This window comes from Flavobacterium circumlabens, from assembly GCF_004345565.1.
GTDB classification, from domain to species: Bacteria; Bacteroidota; Bacteroidia; order Flavobacteriales; family Flavobacteriaceae; genus Flavobacterium; species Flavobacterium circumlabens.
In genome coordinates, this window is record NZ_SLWA01000011.1 from 22,739 (window position 1) to 39,455 (window position 16,717).

15 protein-coding genes are annotated in these 16,717 nt (G+C 35.3%); 8 read left to right on the top strand and 7 right to left on the bottom strand.

Features of this window, described 5'->3' with window-relative positions; all coding sequences use genetic code 11:
- Positions 1–77: 77 nt before the first annotated feature.
- The 3 genes from EV142_RS20980 to EV142_RS20990 form a co-directional block, all read right to left on the bottom strand.
- The gene (locus EV142_RS20980) at positions 78–1,997 is read right to left on the bottom strand and encodes a DEAD/DEAH box helicase (RefSeq protein WP_132037802.1); all 1,920 of its coding nucleotides are present in this window, start codon (positions 1,995–1,997) and stop codon (positions 78–80) included.
- Positions 1,998–2,201: 204 nt separating this feature from the next.
- Positions 2,202–2,780, bottom strand: coding sequence for a non-canonical purine NTP diphosphatase (locus EV142_RS20985; RefSeq protein WP_132037803.1), 579 nt, complete (start codon positions 2,778–2,780; stop codon positions 2,202–2,204).
- A 7-nt stretch (positions 2,781–2,787) separates the two neighbouring features.
- Complete coding sequence (locus EV142_RS20990) at positions 2,788–3,156, bottom strand: ribosomal maturation YjgA family protein (RefSeq protein WP_238698650.1); 369 nt, start codon at positions 3,154–3,156, stop codon at positions 2,788–2,790.
- A gap of 137 nt (positions 3,157–3,293) precedes the next feature.
- On the opposite strand from EV142_RS20990, the gene EV142_RS20995 reads away from it, so the two are divergent.
- The 3 genes from EV142_RS20995 (at position 3,294) to EV142_RS21005 (ending at position 5,578) form a co-directional block, all read left to right on the top strand.
- Positions 3,294–4,490, top strand: a complete 1,197-nt coding sequence (locus EV142_RS20995) for a glycoside hydrolase family 88 protein (protein ID WP_202978481.1) — start codon at positions 3,294–3,296, stop codon at positions 4,488–4,490.
- An 18-nt stretch (positions 4,491–4,508) separates the two neighbouring features.
- Positions 4,509–4,913 carry a hypothetical protein gene (locus EV142_RS21000; protein WP_132037804.1) on the top strand — a complete coding sequence of 135 codons (405 nt, stop codon included), beginning with the start codon at positions 4,509–4,511 and terminating at the stop codon, positions 4,911–4,913.
- Between the two features lie 233 nt (positions 4,914–5,146).
- Positions 5,147–5,578 carry a hypothetical protein gene (locus EV142_RS21005; protein WP_132037805.1) on the top strand — a complete coding sequence of 144 codons (432 nt, stop codon included), beginning with the start codon at positions 5,147–5,149 and terminating at the stop codon, positions 5,576–5,578.
- A 56-nt stretch (positions 5,579–5,634) separates the two neighbouring features.
- Here EV142_RS21005 and EV142_RS21010 read toward each other — a convergent pair whose 3' ends face one another.
- Positions 5,635–7,146: an FMN-binding glutamate synthase family protein gene (locus EV142_RS21010; RefSeq protein ID WP_132037806.1), complete on the bottom strand. Its 1,512-nt coding sequence runs from the start codon at positions 7,144–7,146 to the stop codon at positions 5,635–5,637.
- A 36-nt stretch (positions 7,147–7,182) separates the two neighbouring features.
- A complete protein-coding gene (locus EV142_RS21015; protein WP_132037807.1) occupies positions 7,183–7,959 on the bottom strand; it encodes an NYN domain-containing protein in 777 nt (258 codons plus the stop codon).
- A gap of 291 nt (positions 7,960–8,250) precedes the next feature.
- Between EV142_RS21015 and EV142_RS21020 the strand changes: the two genes are divergently transcribed.
- Positions 8,251–9,513 (top strand): aminotransferase class I/II-fold pyridoxal phosphate-dependent enzyme, encoded by a 1,263-nt coding sequence (locus tag EV142_RS21020; RefSeq protein ID WP_132037808.1) that lies wholly within the window; start codon positions 8,251–8,253, stop codon positions 9,511–9,513.
- A gap of 114 nt (positions 9,514–9,627) precedes the next feature.
- Positions 9,628–10,107 carry a hypothetical protein gene (locus EV142_RS21025; protein WP_132037809.1) on the top strand — a complete coding sequence of 160 codons (480 nt, stop codon included), beginning with the start codon at positions 9,628–9,630 and terminating at the stop codon, positions 10,105–10,107.
- 117 nt (positions 10,108–10,224) lie between these two features.
- Here the strand turns inward: EV142_RS21025 and EV142_RS21030 are convergent, their stop codons facing one another.
- Entirely contained in the window at positions 10,225–11,343 is a 1,119-nt protein-coding gene (locus EV142_RS21030; RefSeq protein ID WP_132037810.1) for a GNAT family N-acetyltransferase, read from the bottom strand.
- 48 nt (positions 11,344–11,391) lie between these two features.
- A complete protein-coding gene (locus EV142_RS21035; RefSeq protein WP_132037811.1) occupies positions 11,392–12,390 on the bottom strand; it encodes a transporter in 999 nt (332 codons plus the stop codon).
- A gap of 89 nt (positions 12,391–12,479) precedes the next feature.
- Here EV142_RS21035 and EV142_RS21040 point away from each other — a divergent pair, with 89 nt between their 5' ends.
- From EV142_RS21040 to EV142_RS21050, 3 genes are read left to right on the top strand one after another with little or no spacing between them, the layout of a single operon-like run.
- On the top strand, positions 12,480–12,800 hold the full coding sequence (locus EV142_RS21040; protein ID WP_238698651.1) for a DUF4834 family protein: 321 nt from the start codon (positions 12,480–12,482) through the stop codon (positions 12,798–12,800).
- Positions 12,801–12,851: 51 nt separating this feature from the next.
- Positions 12,852–15,317 (top strand): YfhO family protein, encoded by a 2,466-nt coding sequence (locus EV142_RS21045; RefSeq protein ID WP_132037812.1) that lies wholly within the window; start codon positions 12,852–12,854, stop codon positions 15,315–15,317.
- A 58-nt stretch (positions 15,318–15,375) separates the two neighbouring features.
- Positions 15,376–16,659, top strand: a complete 1,284-nt coding sequence (locus tag EV142_RS21050) for a glycosyltransferase family 4 protein (RefSeq protein WP_132037813.1) — start codon at positions 15,376–15,378, stop codon at positions 16,657–16,659.
- Positions 16,660–16,717 lie beyond the last annotated feature (58 nt).

A 16,717-nucleotide genomic window follows, 5' to 3' on the forward strand; every position in this document is an offset into this window, starting at 1 on the left:
GAAATTTTTAATAAAAAAAATCCCAAATTCCAATTATGTATGGAATTTGGGATTTTATATTTTAAGAGATTAAAGTATTAATCTCTTCTTGGTCTTCTTGGTCTTGGCGAATCACCAAAGCTTTCAGAACGTCTTGGTGCTCTGTCTGAACCACCTTCACTTCTTGGAGCTGAGCTTCTGAAACCACCTTCTCTTTTTGGAGCAGATGAACTTCTGTCACTTCTGAAACCACCTTCTTTTGGAGCAGCGTTTCTGTCGCTTCTGAAACCACCACCAGAACCTTCACGTCTTGGTGCAAAACTTCCTTCACGTCTTGGAGCAGAACTACGTCCACCGCTGCTTCCGCCGCTGCGTCCGTTATGGTCACGTCTTCCGCCACCATCATTTTTAGAAATTTCAACATTAATACGACGTCCTTCTAATTGTACGTTGTTTAATACTTCCATTACTTTTTCAGTATGCTCAGGATCAGTGTTAAAGAAAGAGAAACCTTCTTTTACATCTACTTTGAAAACATCATCACGACCTAAGTCTAATGTTTCTTTCAGGTAATCTTTAAGAGACATCCAGTCGAAATTATCTCTTGAACCGATGTTTACAAAATAACGAACTGCTCCGTTATTATTGAATTCTCTTGGCTCAGCAGAATCACTTCTTTCACGTCTTTCTCCCGATTGCGTAGAAATATCTCTGTTCTTTTTGTAGTAAGCAATAAAACGGTTAAATTCTACAGATACCATTTTCTTGATCAGTTCTTCTTTCGATAAACCTTCAAGAACGTTATTGATAGCTGGTAAATAGTTGTCAATTTCGTGATCAACCTCAGTATCCTTAATTTTAGTTGCTAAGTGCAATAATTGAATTTCGCAGATTTCGATTCCGGATGGAATTGTTTTTTCTTCGAATTTTTGTTTGATGATTCTTTCGATAGAAGAAATCTTACGCAACTCACTTTTTGTAACAATTACAATAGAAGTTCCTAATTTTCCTGCTCTACCTGTACGTCCTGAACGGTGATTGTAAGTTTCAATTTCGTCAGGAAGTTGGTAATTTACTACGTGAGTAATATTATCAACGTCAATACCACGTGCAGCAACGTCAGTTGCAACAAGCATCTGAATTTGTCTTCCACGGAAAGATTTCATTACACCATCACGTTGCGCCTGAGATAAATCTCCGTGCAATGCAGCAGCGCTGTATCCATCTTCAATTAATTTTTCAGCTACGGCTTGTGTATCTCTTTTAGTACGACAGAAAACCACAGAGAAAATATCCGGGTTAGCATCGGCTAAACGTTTTAAAGCTTCGTAACGGTCACGGGCATTTACTAAGTAAAATTCGTGAGAAACTGTTGCAGAACCTGAGTTCTTAGCTCCAACAGTAATTTCAACCGGGTCACTCATAAATTGTTTTGCAATTCTGGCAACCTCTTGTGGCATAGTTGCAGAGAACAACCATGTACTTTTTTCGTCCGGAGTATCTGATAATATAGACACGATATCCTCATAAAACCCCATGTTCAACATTTCGTCAGCCTCATCCAAAATACAGTAATCTATATTTTTAATGTTTACCAGACCTCTGTTGATCATGTCCTGCATTCTCCCCGGAGTAGCTACAATAATTTGTGCTCCTCTTTTAATGTCCCTAGCTTGCTCTGTAATACTAGCCCCGCCGTAAACTGCTACCACATTAATACCTTTCTCGTATTTTGAGTAGTTTTTAAGTTCGTTGGTAATCTGTAAACAAAGTTCTCGTGTTGGCGATAAAACTAATGCTTGTGTATTCCTGTTGTCAGCATCAATTTTTTGAATTAGCGGAAAACCGAAAGCTGCCGTTTTCCCTGTCCCTGTCTGAGCCAACGCAACCATATCTGTGTCTTTTTCCAATAATAGGGGAATCGCCTTTTCCTGTACCTCTGACGGATTTTCAAATCCTAGATCTAAAATCGCCTTCAGTAACGATTCATTCAATCCTAATTGTTCAAATTTATTCATATGTATTTTTAAAATAGGGTGCAAAATTACTGTTAATTATTCAGATAAACTAATGCAATTTTAAGATTTATGTATTTGTTATGATTTGATTATCAAAAAGTTATGTTTGTGACGAAATCATTTTGATCATAAAACGGAGAAAAATCAAAAAAAATACGTCGTGAAATATAAACTTTAGCGTTTAAAATGTTGTATTTAAAACAATTATTTTGTGGGGTTCAGGAAATCAATCAGTTGGTGAGTTGCTTTTCCGCGATGGCTGATTTTATTTTTAATTTCTAAAGGCAACTCGGCAAAAGTTTCCGTATAATTTTCAGGCTGAAAAATAGGGTCGTAACCAAAACCCTGGCTTCCGGTTTTATTCAAAGTAATGTTCCCTTTGGCAATTCCGGTAAAAAGATGCTGTGCACCGTTTATATTTAAGGCAATAACGGTCTTGAACTGGGCGCTGCGATCTGATTGGTCTGATAAAGCCTCTAAAAGTTTATTCATATTATCATTTGCATCACGCTGTTCACCTGCATATCGAGCTGAATATACGCCAGGTTCACCGTTTAAAGCGGTAACTTCAAGTCCCGTATCATCGGCGAAACAATCATAACCATATTTCTGAGTTACATAATTAGCCTTGAGGATTGCATTGCCTTCAATAGTAGCTGCGGTTTCCGGAATCTCTTCATGGCAGCCAATTTCTTCAAGACTCCATATTTTTACGCTTTCGGGAAGAATGCTTTGTATTTCTTTAATTTTATTTTTATTGTTTGAGGCGAAAACCAGATTCATAACTATACTATTTTAAGGTAATTTTTTCGATTATAAAAGCAATGGCAACTCCAAAAGTATAAGCTGCAAGATCACTCCATAAAAAGCCCTGTCCGAGAACGTATCTTCCAAAAAGGGTTTTTCGGACTTCGATAATCCAGCTGTCCTGATAAAGCTGAAAGAATTCAATACTATAACAGATTAAGAAAGAAATAAGTATAATCTGAAGCGCTTTTTTGTCAATGAATAGCATCCTCACGAGTACATATATCATTACAGCATACAGTAAATCTCCAAAACATAACGGAATTATGGCGATCTTCCTGGAAAGAATGCCGAGTCCAATGACGAAAAAAAATACCAGACCGTAATAAATTCTTGATTTTTTCAATGGCACGATTGATTTTTTTTGTGGCGTTTTACGAAACAAAGATATAAAAAGGTAGAAAATAGTACAGGTTTGGTAGGTGCAAAAGATAAAAAGGCCTTAGTTCTTTTGTAATTTTCTAAATTTAGCATTCAAAAACCAATACTATGAATCTCAATCCTAAATTTGTTTCTTTATTATCTGCTTTTCTGTTTTTTGTAACGATGAGTCAGGCACAGGAAAAAAAGGAAACTACAACATTTGATCTAAAAAGACAATTGGAATATTGCGCTTTACAGGCTTCAAAGACATTAGAAGTGATTCCGGATAACGGATCTTCTCCCAGAAGCATTCCGACAGGAAGCAAAGAATGGAAATTTGTTGACTATAAAGACTGGACAAGCGGTTTCTGGCCCGGAGAATTATGGTATTTATATGAAGCTACCGGAGATAAAAAATGGGAAAAGGAAGCCGATAAATTTAGTCGCTTTCTAACACCTTTATCGGTAAGCAAAGCGGCTGATCACGATTTGGGCTTTCAGGTTTTTAATAGTTTCGGAAATGGATACCGCCTTACCAAAAATGCAGCATACAAAGAAATCATCCTTAAAACGGCAGATACGCTGGCAACGCTTTTTAATCCGAAAGTAGGAACCATTCTTTCGTGGCCGCATAATAAATATGGTGGGCACAATACGATCATCGATAATATGATGAATCTGGAATTGCTTTTTTGGGCTTCTAAAAACGGCGGCAGTAAAAAATTATATGAAATTGCCTTAAAACATGCCGAAACGACAATGAACAACCATTTTAGACCGGATTATACCTCGTATCATGTTTTGGTTTATGATTATGAAACCGGTAAAAAAATAAAAGGAATTACGGCACAGGGTTATAGTGATGGCAGTATGTGGGCGAGAGGCCAGGCATGGGCCATTTACGGATTTACTATGGTTTACAGGGAAACCAAAGACCGGAAGTTTTTGGATTTTGCCCACAAACTGGCGCGCGTCTATTTAGATCAACTGACTACCGAAGATCTGATACCGTATTGGGATTTTAATGCTCCCGGAATTCCAAATGAACCAAGAGATGCCTCGGCAGCAGCTATTGTATCTTCGGCACTTATCGAATTGAGTTCGTACACCAAAGAAGCAATTCTTAAAAAGGAGTATCTTTCAAAAGCTAAAAAGATGATTGTTTCGCTTTCAGATCAGTATCAGAGTCACGATTTTAATTCGGCTTTTTTACTTCATTCAACAGGTCATAAACCTGCCGGAAGTGAAATTGACTGCTCGATAAATTATGCGGATTATTATTATCTGGAAGCGCTTTTAAGGCTTCAGAAATTAAAAAAGTAAAAATTTAAATTTAAAATTATGAGTAAAAAATTAATCAGGATCCCATTAATAGTTTTTTTTGCACTGCTGATCGTCAGTTGTAAAGACACCAAACAAAAACTTCAGGAATATGTAACGACTTACAATAGCACTGCGCCAGGTTTTAAAGCAGATGATGTTACGCTTACAACCGCCAGAGGTTATATAAACGATAACAAAATTGAGTTGCGATTTGAAACCAATTTAGAACAAACACAAGTGAATCAATTAAAAGTAAATACCTCATTTCCTAAGTTGTTAAAAGAAATGATACTTAAAAATCAAATCCCTAAAGAACTTGTAGAAGAAGGAGTTCAGTTTGATACTTATTTTTTGGCGAGTGACAATACTGTTCTTCTTAAAGAGATCATAAATACAGAATCACTACCAGATTTACTAAAATAAGTTAAAATTACCAAAGCCACCTAAATCATTTTCAGAGTGGCTTTTTTTATGATTTTACGGGATGGATTTAATGGAATACTTCCTTTCAATTTTGCTGTGTATGTTTTTGCTTTATTTTGGATAATTAATTTGTAATCAAATAATTACATTTTTTATTTTTGTAGGCTAAAGTTGTTATTGTTTAAAAAGTTCATTATGTTTGAGTTAAAAAATAACCTAAAACCTAAATATTTATGAAAAAAATTACTCAAATCGCATTTGCTTTTGTTGTTGTATTGTTATTGGTAAGTTGTAAAAATACCAAGCAAAAAATTCAGGAACATGTAAATACCTATAATAATTCTTCGTCAATTAAAGGCACTGGAATTACCAGTACGACCGCTAAGGCATTTCTTAATGACAATAAAATTGAAATTAGAATTGAAACCAATTTAGAGGAGAACGATACCAATAAATTGACATACAAAGAGTCCTTTCCTGATTTACTGAAAGAAATGATTAAGAACGATCAGATTTCTAAAGAGTTAATCGATGAAGGAGTAAAGTTTGATGTTTATTTCTTAGCCTATAATAACGCCATTCTTGCTCAGAAAATAGTAGATAAAGATGAATTTGCAGTTTTAGAAAGCGCAAGTGAATCTAAAAAGGTAACTGCAAAACTGTAATTTTGAAATTTGAATTAGTTAAAAAGCCTCTTTGGATTATTCAAAGAGGCTTTTTTTTATCGTTTGGTAACATTCGTTAAAATATCTGGAAAATAAGAATCGGATAAATTACTAAATTCATCACCGCGCATGAAGATATTAATGTCTACATCGGCGAAGCTGTTTTTGCCGGCTGCTGCAAGAAGTTCGTTAGCAGAATGTAATGTGTTTTTATGGAAATGATAGACACGATCTGATTTGTCGGTGACAACCAAACCTTTCATCAGCATTTTGTTCTGAGTGGCAACTCCGGTCGGACATTCATTATTGTGACAACGCAACGCCTGGATACAACCTAAGGAAAACATAAATCCACGGGCACTATTGCACATATCTGCTCCCAAAGCAACAGCATGTAAAATAGAATAGCCGGAAAGGATTTTTCCACTGCCAATAATGCGTATTTTATCGCGGATATTTAATCCGATCAGGGTTTTATTTACAAATATCAATGCGGGTTCAAAAGGCATTCCCACACCGTCAGCAAATTCTAAGGGTGCTGCTCCTGTACCCCCTTCGGCACCATCAACGGTAATGAAATCCGGATAGGTATCTTCTGCAATCATTTCATGGCAGATGGCTTCAAACTCCGCCGTGTTTCCGATACATAATTTAAATCCGACTGGTTTGCCATTGGATAACTGACGTAATTGTGCAATAAAACGAATCAGTCCTTTACTGTCTGAAAAAGCATGATGTCCGGGAGGAGAAAGGATCATTGTATGCGGTTCAACCCCTCTGATTTTAGCAATTTGTTCGGTATTTTTCGCCGCCGGAAGTACTCCTCCATGACCGGGTTTTGCACCTTGGGATAATTTAATTTCGATCATCTTCACATTTGGAAGATTGGCTTTTTCCGAGAATTTTTCAGGATTAAAATTCCCTTCAGCATCCCTGCATCCAAAATATCCTGTTCCAATTTGCCAGGTAATATCGCCGCCACCCGCAAGATGGAATTCGGTTAAACCGCCTTCTCCGGTATTTTGATAAAAATTTCCTTTTTTGGCACCTAAATTAATAGCACGTACTGCATTTTCACTCAGCGAACCAAAACTCATGGCCGAAACATTAAATAAAGAAGCAGAATAAGGTTGTTTGCAATCTTTTCCACCCACTAAAACACGAGGTAGTTCTTCATTCACTTTCGCCGGAAAAATAGAATGTTTGATTCCTTCGTAACTGTCCTGATTTAAGTTTTGCTGTGTTCCGAATGGTGTACTGGAATCGATGTTTTTTGCTCTCTGGTATACCATTGAGCGCTGATTTCTGGAAAATGGTTTTCCATCAGTAGCTCTTTCAATGAAATATTGCTGAATTTCCGGAGCAATCATTTCAAAAAGATATCTGAAATATCCCAAAACCGGAAAGTTTCTTAAAATAGCGTGTTTGGTCTGAATGGCATTATAAATTCCAACAACCAGTAATATGGGTAAAATAATTACGAGTAAAAAACCGCGTCCGGAATAATAATAGACTGCAGCAACAACCAGAAACAATAAGAATCCGTAGATGAAGAATTTTTTTCTCATGTTTTTAAAAAATTAAATAGGGGATAAGTGTAATAATTAGTTGAATCTTAAACGAACGTAAACGTGTTTAATTCCTTTTTTATCTGATTCTCTTTCGTCAATTTCGAGAATATCAGTTAATGATTTCAGCATAGGCGTCAGTTTGGAGAAACCATAGTTTCTGGGGTCAAATTCGGGTTTTTTCTTTACGATTAAATTTCCGACATCACCTAAAAATGCCCAGCCGTCGTCGTCTTCGATATCTTCAATTGTAGCTTCAATAAGGTCAATGGTTTGTTTGTCGATTTTGTGTAATGCTTTTTCAGCAGGTTTTTCAACAGGTTTTTTAACGTCGGTGGCCACTTTGATTTTCTTTTTCTGAATTGCGCCGTCTAAAACTTCAATATAAATAAACCGGTCGCAGGCTACAATAAAGGAGTTGGGAGTTTTCTTTTCTCCGATACCGATTACTTTCATGCCCGATTCTCGTAATCGAATCGCCAGACGCGTAAAATCGCTGTCACTTGAAACGATGCAAAACCCATCCAGTTTTCCCGAATAAAGTAAATCCATTGCATCTATTATAAGTGCAGAATCTGAAGAGTTTTTACCCACCGTATAGCTGTATTGCTGAATTGGCGTAATGGCATGTTCGAGCAGAACTCCTTTCCATCCATTAGAATTTGGTTTGGTCCAGTCGGCATAAATACGTTTAGTGGTTGGCGTGCCAAATTTTGTTATTTCTTCCATCATACCTTTGACATTACTGTAAGGTACGTTATCGGCATCAATAAGAACGGCTAGTTTTAAATCTTTTGAGTTGCTTAAAGCCATTATATAAAGGTGTTATGATTTATGATATTTCTTTTAAAAAAGCATTTAAAATTAGTAAAAAATAAACAATAACGGTTCTTTGCACAGAATTTATAACAGGTATAAATTAGGTGGGTTTATACTTCAGATGTAATTTTTGTAGGATTTTTAGCGGCGTGTAAACTGGTTTTTTGTAAAATTTTAACGAATATTGATTTTGAATTCGATTCATTTTTAAATTATTATGATAACATGGAATAAATATTTATTTTTGCACGCTGTTTAAAATTAAAATTATTACATCATTATATTATGGTAAAAGATTTATTCGAAAGAATTCAAAACAATAAAGGGCCATTAGGAAAATGGGCTTCACAAGCTGAGGGGTATTTTGTATTCCCTAAATTAGAAGGAGAACTTGGTCCGAGAATGCAATTTGGCGGAAAAAATATTTTGAACTGGAGTATAAATGACTATTTAGGTCTTGCAAATCATCCGGAAGTGCGTCAGGCAGATATTGATGCTGCTGCTCAGTTTGGTGCAGCTTACCCAATGGGAGCCCGTATGATGTCAGGTCATACCAAGTATCACGAACAACTGGAAAATGAACTGGCTGCTTTCGTAATGAAAGAATCAGCTTATTTATTGAATTTTGGTTACCAGGGAATGGTATCTACTATTGATGCTTTAGTAACTAAAAACGATATTATTGTTTATGATGTAGATTCTCATGCCTGTATTATTGATGGTGTGCGTTTGCACATGGGAAAACGTTTTACTTACAAACACAATGATTTGGAAAGTATGGAAAAAAACCTGCAGCGTGCTACTAAAATGGCAACAGAAACAGGTGGTGGAATCTTATTTATTACCGAAGGTGTTTTTGGAATGCGAGGACAACAAGGTAAATTAAAAGAAATTGTTGCCTTAAAAGAAAAATATAATTTCCGCTTATTAGTAGATGATGCACATGGTTTTGGTACTCTTGGGAAAACAGGAGCCGGAGCAGGTGAGGAGCAGGGAGTTCAGGATCAAATTGATGTTTATTTCTCTACTTTTGCAAAATCAATGGCTAATATCGGAGCTTTTATAGCGGCAGATAAAGATATTATTGATTATTTAAAATATAATTTGCGTTCTCAGATGTTTGCGAAAGCATTGCCGATGATTCAGACTATTGGTTCTTTGAAACGTCTGGAATTGCTGCGTAATCACCCGGAACTAAAGGATAAACTTTGGGAAAACGTAAATGCATTACAAAATGGTTTGCGTTCCAGAAATTTCAATATTGGTGATACCAATACTTGTGTAACCCCGGTATACTTAGAAGGAAGTGTTCCTGAGGCGATGGTAATGGTAAATGATTTAAGAGAAAACTACGGTATCTTCTTATCAATCGTAATTTATCCGGTAATTCCAAAAGGGATTATTTTGTTGAGAATGATTCCGACCACTTCCCATACTTTGTCTGATATTGATGAAACATTGGTGGCTTTTGAAGCGATTCGTGAAAAATTAGAAAACGGAACCTATAAAGAAATTGCAAGCAGAACTAAAGTAGATTTAGACGCTTAATTCTTTTTAAAATATCCCAAATATGGGAATTATGTAAAAAAAATCCATTCGTTATACGAGTGGATTTTTTTATTTAAAGTAATTTTATATCCACTAATTTTAAAACAAAAGAACATGAAGAAAATACTAGCCGTTACGATTATTACTTTAAGTGTTTTTGCTTCTTGTAAAAAAGATCAAGTTGCAGAACCGGTAGAAATTACACCAAAAGCACCAAAAGAGGCTGAAATTGTTGAGCCAGCAGGAGATCAATGTTTTGCATCGACAGGTGCTAGTAAAATTGAACTGAGTTACAATGTAAATTCGCATCAGGAAGTAAATGGAAAATTAAGCTATAATATAGCTGGAAAAGATAAAAATGAAGGAACGTTGATAGGGAATATGAAAGGTGATACTTTAATTGCCGATTATACTTTTATGTCAGAAGGAGTTTCATCTATTAGAGAGGTTGCCTTTATTGAAAGAGAGGGAATTCTTTATGAAGGATATGGTGATGTTGTAGAAGCAAATGGTAAAGTTTCCTTTAAAGATAAAAAATTACTCAAATTTGATCAAAAAAATACATTAACAAAAGTTGATTGTAAAGTAGAATAAAAAAATCTTCCATTATAAAAAAATCCATTCGTTGAGGCGAATGGATTTTTTTTATAGTCTCAGTCTCAGTTTACGTGGTTACCATACTGTCAACTGAGACTGAGACTGAATACTTTTTCAAAGATATTTCAAATACGTTTTTCTCTGACAGTGAATTTTGGGATCAAAATTTTTCCAAAGTAAATGAATGGCGGTGTTTTCTGCTAATTCCGGCGTTCTGATGCAGGTTTGAATTCCTTTTTCTGAAAACGTTTTAAAATATTCATCAAAAATAATAGCAGTAACTCCTTTGTTTTGATAATCCGGATGAACTCCGATTAAGTAAAAAACGACATCTTTACTCTTTTTTCGTGCTCGTAATAAATGAATAAATCCAAATGGGAACAGTTTACCTTTTGCTTTCTGTAAAGCCTCGGAAAAACTAGGCATCACTATACTAAAAGCCACCAGATTATCGTCTTTATCAACAACAAACTTGATGTATTCGGGATTGATGAAACTGATATATTTTTTTTTGAAATATTCTTTCTGAACATCTGAAATAGCTACAAATGAAGCTAGTTTGGCATAAGAATCATTAAACAAATCAAACATTTTGTCCACATGTGGCATAATGTCTTTTGTTTTGGTGAAGGTTAACGATCGCAAGCCGTATCTTTTTTTGATTAATTCCTGCGCTTTAAGGAAAAATTCGGGTTTCACATTCGAGAACGGAAATATACTTTCAATATATTCTTTCTCTACCTGAAAGCCTAATTGTTCAAAATGAGTTACATAATACGGGTTGTTGTACCACGTAATCATTGTTCCCATCTGATCGTAACCTTCTGTAAGAACACCAACTTTATCCAGGTTCGAAAAACCCATTGGTCCTTCAACATGTTCCAGATTGTTTTGTTTTCCTAATTCGTAAACCTTCTCGAGCAAAGCTTTTGTAACTTCGATGTCATCAACAACATCAAACCATCCAAAACGGACTTTTCTTTTATGCTGATTGTTAACTTCAGACCAATTGATGATTGCTGTTATTCTTCCAACAATTTCATTGTTTTTATAGGCCAGATAAAAATAAGCTTCCGCATTATCAAAAGCAGGGTTTTTGGTTTTATCAAATGACTCTAATTCATCAGCAATTATGGGTGGAACCCAGTATGGATTGTTTTTGTATAATGAAAACGGAAATTTGATATATTCTGTTAATTCCTTTTTTGTTTTGGCTTCTTTAATTGTAATCATTAAATCGTATTGTAAAATATCTCCTAAGAGAGATTTGGTTATTTATTTTTATTCGTACTTAGATTTACGTTTTCTTTCCTGTTCCTGATAATCTGTTTCCTTTTCATTTTTGGATTTCACACCTTCCGGATCTTTAGGATCTTTTTTCTTGTCTTTTCTGGATTGTTTCTTAAACTCCATTTGGGTTTCCTTGTACTTGGTATCATAGCGCCATGAAACACCAACTCCTCCATAAAATATAGAAGGCGTACCTTTAAAGTTAGTGCTTACAGAAGCATCAACCTGTAAATTGGGATTCAGCAGGTAGGCTGCTCCGCCACGAACGATAGCATCACTGTAATAGTTACTTTTATAACCTTGGTTTTCAACAAAACCGGACCATTTATCATTAAAACCGTGCGTTAAAGTTAATACATAACCATAACTCGGATAATCTGTAGAAATATAATCGGCAATAATATTAGTCACAAAAACCCATTTTCCGCCTCCAAACTGATTTTGAGTAATTAAGGCCACTTTTGGAGAAATGCTGGACTCCGGAGAAAAAGAGTAAGGATTGTTTTTACCAACGAAATTGGCTCCTGCAAAAACAGAAACTGCAGGTATTAACTGATGCCAGTCAAATCTGTGATTGGCTTTATAGCTGTAAATGTTTTTTGCCTTTTCGTAGTTTTTAAAAGGATCATAAATTAAATATTTTGCTCCCAAAACGGTTTGTCTGAAATTATTTTTTTTATAATTGTTGTAGGGAGTATCAAAACTTTCCATCTGATACTGTAAATCAAGGATAAATTCCAGTTTTTCGAGAAAGGCGCCATATCTGAATGTTAAATCAGTACCAAAACCATTTGCATCATAATTTAATAAATCATGCTTTTCTTTTATCCCGTAAATACCAATTTCTGCCTGAATAACAGATTTCCCCACAGCAAAAGCCGACATGGTTTCACCGGGACGGTTGGAGTTGATGACATCGGTATATTGTGCGAAAAAGAATTGTGGTGTAAAAAAGAGAGCAGCAATAAATAAGTTTTTAGCTTTTAACATAAACGTAATTTTTGATTAAAAAGTAATAACGCATTTCAAATGTACTATATTTTATTATTTATTTAAGATTGATATTTTAATTTTAAACAATGGATTTATTAATTTTGGAAAAAAATTATACAATTATGCAAGAAGCATCTTTTTCAGGTTTAATAAAAGCTATTTGTTACATCGTGGCTTTTTATTATATTTTTAAATTTTTAGCTAGAATCTTTTTGCCTGTATTGGTAAAAAAGGCTGTAGAAAAAGCAGGAGAGAATTTTCAGAGACAACAACAATATAGCCAGGATAATTCATGGCAAAAAACGCAACGCAATAATGATGAAATCATTATCAATACTGCGAATGCAAAAAATCCCCGTGAAACCAAAAAAGTGGGAGATTATGTTGATTACGAAGAAATAGATTAAGTTTGTGTCCTAAATAAAATAGGATTCATCATTTAACCAAACCTGCCTAAATTGAAAATAGTAAATAAGTTCTATCCGCACGCCCTTGTTATATTGGGCTTTATTCTCGTTTCTTTAATTTATTTTTACCCGGTTTTACAAGGGAAACAAATTTTCCAGTCCGATATTGCACAATATACCGGAATGGCCAAAGAGCAAAATGATTTTAGAGCCACAGAACATGCTGAGCCGTATTGGACAAACTCTGCTTTTGGCGGAATGCCGACCTATCAGCTTGGAGCCAACTATCCTAACGATTACGTTGGCAAATTAGATGATGCATTGCGTTTCTTACCACGTCCTGCAGATTATTTATTTTTATACTTCTTGGGTTTTTACGGCTTGTTACTGGTTTTAAAAACAGATCCGTTAAAAGCTTTTATCGGAGCGATCGCTTTCGGTTTTTCCACCTATTTAATTATTATTTTAGGAGTCGGACATAATGCTAAAGCGCATGCCATAGCTTATATGCCTTTGGTTATTGCCGGATTTATACTGGTTTTTCAGAAAAAATATATTTGGGGAGGCTTGCTCACCATGTTTGCGGTTGCATTAGAAATTAATGCCAACCACTTTCAAATGACCTATTATTTATTGATTTTCCTATTGATTCTTTCCGGTTATTTTGCTTTTAATTTCCTTAAAGAAAAAGAATATAAGCCACTTTTAATTTCATTTGGTGTTCTGGCAGCAGCAGGAATTTTTGCTATCGGAGCCAATGCAACTAATTTACTGGCAACCAGTGAATATGCTAAATTTAGTACCCGAAGCAATAGCGAACTGACCTTTAATCCGGACGGAACTAAAAAGGTAAATGAGAATGCGCTGAGCCATGAATATATTACGGAATACAGCTACGGAATAGCAGAAAGCCTTAATCTGATTGCGCCACGACTTTTCGGTGGTTCAAACCATGAAAATGTAGGGACAGATAGCCGTATGTATTCGTTTATGACGGAACAGGGAGTTCCATCTGAGCAAGCACAGGATTTTGTATCGGGAATGCCTACGTATTGGGGCGATCAGCCAATTGTTGCAGCTCCTGCCTATATTGGGGTGGTAGTTTTCTTTTTAGGCGTTTTAGCGTTGTTTATTGATGACAGAAAAATAAAATATGTTTTCCTTTCAGGGGCATTAGTAGCTCTGGTACTTTCATGGGGAAAAAATTTCTCCCTGTTAACCGACTTTTTTATCGATTACGTTCCGATGTACGATAAATTCAGGGCAGTTTCATCGATTCAGGTTATTCTTGAATTATGCTTTCCGGTACTGGCTGTTATGGGATTACAATCATTTTTTAAAGCGAAAGACGAACCAAAATTACAGCAAAAAGCCCTGGTTCAGACAGGAGCTTTCGGACTTGGGGTTTTATTGATTTTAGTTTTTGCAAAAAGTATGTTTCATTTTACAGGAAGCAGCGATAGTTATTTTCTGGAAAGTTACGGACCCAGTTTTGTTGATGCCTTAAAAGAAGACAGGATGAGTTTGTACTCTGCTGATTTATTGCGTTCTGGTTTCTTTATCGTAGTTACTTTTGGAATTTTATGGTTGTTTATTAAAAATAAATTTTCACAAAACACAACTTTAATCATTGTAGGTCTTTTGATGATTTTTGATTTGTTTTTTGTAGATAAAAAATATGTTTCGGCTAAAGATTTTGTGAGTCCGGTGCAAATTGCAGCCCCATTTCAGGAAACACCTTCTGATGCTCAGATTTTAAAAGATACGACACATTACAGGGTTTTTGAAGTCAATGGAAATATGTCCAGTGCACGTGCCTCTTACTTTCACCATTCATTAGGCGGGTATCATGCAGCAAAACCAAGAAGAATACAACAATTGTTTGATTACCAAATCGCCAAAAACAATATGGAGGTTCTGGATATGCTGAATGTGAAATATATTATTCAGACGGATAAAGAAGGAAAAGAATTCCCGACCGTTAATCCTAATACGAATGGTAATGCATGGTTTGTAAGCAATGTAAGGCTTGTCAATAAACCGGACGATGTCATGAAAGCTTTAGATCATTTGGATACCAAAAAAGTGGCGGTTTTTAATGTTCGTGAAAATGAAGGTAAATTCAGAAGTGCCCGTTTAAAGAAACAATGGGATACAACCGGAACGATTAAAGTGGTTGAATATAAGCCCAATTACATCAAATATCAGTCCGATAACGGAAAAGACGGTTTGGCTGTTTTCTCTGAAATGTATTATAAAAATGGCTGGAATGCTTATGTGGATGGTAAATTAACAGATCATTTCCCTGTAGATTATGTTTTACGAGCAATGGAAATTCCGGGAGGAAAACATACTATTGAATTTAAATTTGAACCACAGGTAGTAAAAACCGGAAGTACCATTACATTGATAAGTACGATAGGAATGTTGTTGTTACTGATTGTCGGGGTTTATTTTGAAAGATTCTATCACAAAGATTCCCAAAGAATTCAAGGAGATTCTCAAAAAAATATTTAAAAATCTTTGCGAAACTTGGTGAGAACTTTGTGAGTCTCTGTGAAACAGAAGAAAACTGATGGAACAAAAAAAACTTTTAATAATTACCTATTACTTTCCACCTGCCGGAGGTCCCGGTGTACAGCGTTGGTTAAAATTCGTCAAATATTTACCTGAATTTAATGTTCAGCCTATTGTTTATATTCCTGAAAACCCAACTTATCCGATAGTGGATGAAGGTTTGGTCAGTGAAATTTCTGATCAGGTAATTGTCCTGAAAAATAAAATCTGGGAACCTTACCAATTGGCCTCTGTTTTTTCAAAAAATAAAACCAAAAAAATCAGTTCGGGAATTTTTCCACAAAAGAAAAAACAAACCTTTTTAGATAAAACCTTTCTTTGGATTCGTGGTAATCTGTTTATTCCGGATGCAAGGGTTTTTTGGGTAAAACCTTCGATAGTTTATCTTGAAAAATATATTAGAGATAATAATATTGATACCATTGTAACCTCCGGGCCACCGCACAGCCTGCATTTAATTGGTTTGGAATTAAAACAAAAACTAGACCTAAAATGGCTGGCAGATTTTCGTGATCCCTGGACAACAATCGGGTATCACAAAGCACTGCGTTTATCTTCTTACGCAGCGAAAAGACATAAAAAATTAGAACATAAAGTACTGAATTCGGCAGATACTATAATTGTAACGAGTAAAACGACCAAAACAGAGTTTCAGGCCATTACCAACAAACCAATTTCGGTAATTACAAATGGTTATGATATCGAAAATGTAGAAAAACAGGCTTTAGATACCAAATTTACGCTCGCGCATATCGGTTCCTTTTTATCCGATAGGAATCCTGAATTTTTATGGGAATCTCTGGTAGAGTTACTGAATGAAATTCCGGATTTTAAAGCTCATCTGGAAATCAAATTAATTGGTGCCGTCAGTCAGGAAGTACTGGATGCTATTGCCCAATTTAATCTCAATGCTTATCTGAATCTTTTGGGGTATGTTTCACATCATGAAGCTATTGCGCATCAAAAGAAATCACAGGTTTTGCTGTTGATCGAAATCAATTCGGAAGATACCAAAAGTATCATTCCCGGAAAATTGTTTGAATACATGGTATCAAATCGTCCGATAATAGCGATTGGGCCACAAGGTTCTGATTTTGCAGCTATTGTAAAAGAAACAAATACCGGTGTATTTTTCGATTATTCTGAAAAAGCGAAGCTAAAAAGTGTAATTTTGGACTTTTATAATCAATTTCTGGAAGGGAAATTACAAGCGAATGGTGTTGGTTTACAGCAATATTCCAGAAAAAATCTTACCAGACAATTGGTAGAATTGATTAGTTAAGAGAACCATTTCAAAGGCAATAATAATTTCAAAAATCATTAAAGAGTAGAAAATCAAA

What these genes read in the sequence shown, in the direction of transcription:
- EV142_RS20995 (WP_202978481.1), top strand. Translation starts at nt 3,294, where the DNA reads ATGAATCTCAATCCTAAATTTGTTTCTTTATTATCTGCTTTTCTGTTT.
- EV142_RS21000 (WP_132037804.1), top strand. Translation starts at nt 4,509, where the DNA reads ATGAGTAAAAAATTAATCAGGATCCCATTAATAGTTTTTTTTGCACTG.
- EV142_RS21005 (WP_132037805.1), top strand. Translation starts at nt 5,147, where the DNA reads ATGAAAAAAATTACTCAAATCGCATTTGCTTTTGTTGTTGTATTGTTA.
- EV142_RS21030 (WP_132037810.1), bottom strand. Translation starts at nt 11,343, where the DNA reads ATGATTACAATTAAAGAAGCCAAAACAAAAAAGGAATTAACAGAATAT.
- EV142_RS21025 (WP_132037809.1), top strand. Translation starts at nt 9,628, where the DNA reads ATGAAGAAAATACTAGCCGTTACGATTATTACTTTAAGTGTTTTTGCT.
- EV142_RS21050 (WP_132037813.1), top strand. Translation starts at nt 15,376, where the DNA reads ATGGAACAAAAAAAACTTTTAATAATTACCTATTACTTTCCACCTGCC.
- EV142_RS21040 (WP_238698651.1), top strand. Translation starts at nt 12,480, where the DNA reads ATGGATTTATTAATTTTGGAAAAAAATTATACAATTATGCAAGAAGCA.
- EV142_RS20980 (WP_132037802.1), bottom strand. Translation starts at nt 1,997, where the DNA reads ATGAATAAATTTGAACAATTAGGATTGAATGAATCGTTACTGAAGGCG.
- EV142_RS20985 (WP_132037803.1), bottom strand. Translation starts at nt 2,780, where the DNA reads ATGAATCTGGTTTTCGCCTCAAACAATAAAAATAAAATTAAAGAAATA.
- EV142_RS21015 (WP_132037807.1), bottom strand. Translation starts at nt 7,959, where the DNA reads ATGGCTTTAAGCAACTCAAAAGATTTAAAACTAGCCGTTCTTATTGAT.
- EV142_RS21010 (WP_132037806.1), bottom strand. Translation starts at nt 7,146, where the DNA reads ATGAGAAAAAAATTCTTCATCTACGGATTCTTATTGTTTCTGGTTGTT.
- EV142_RS21020 (WP_132037808.1), top strand. Translation starts at nt 8,251, where the DNA reads ATGGTAAAAGATTTATTCGAAAGAATTCAAAACAATAAAGGGCCATTA.
- EV142_RS21035 (WP_132037811.1), bottom strand. Translation starts at nt 12,390, where the DNA reads ATGTTAAAAGCTAAAAACTTATTTATTGCTGCTCTCTTTTTTACACCA.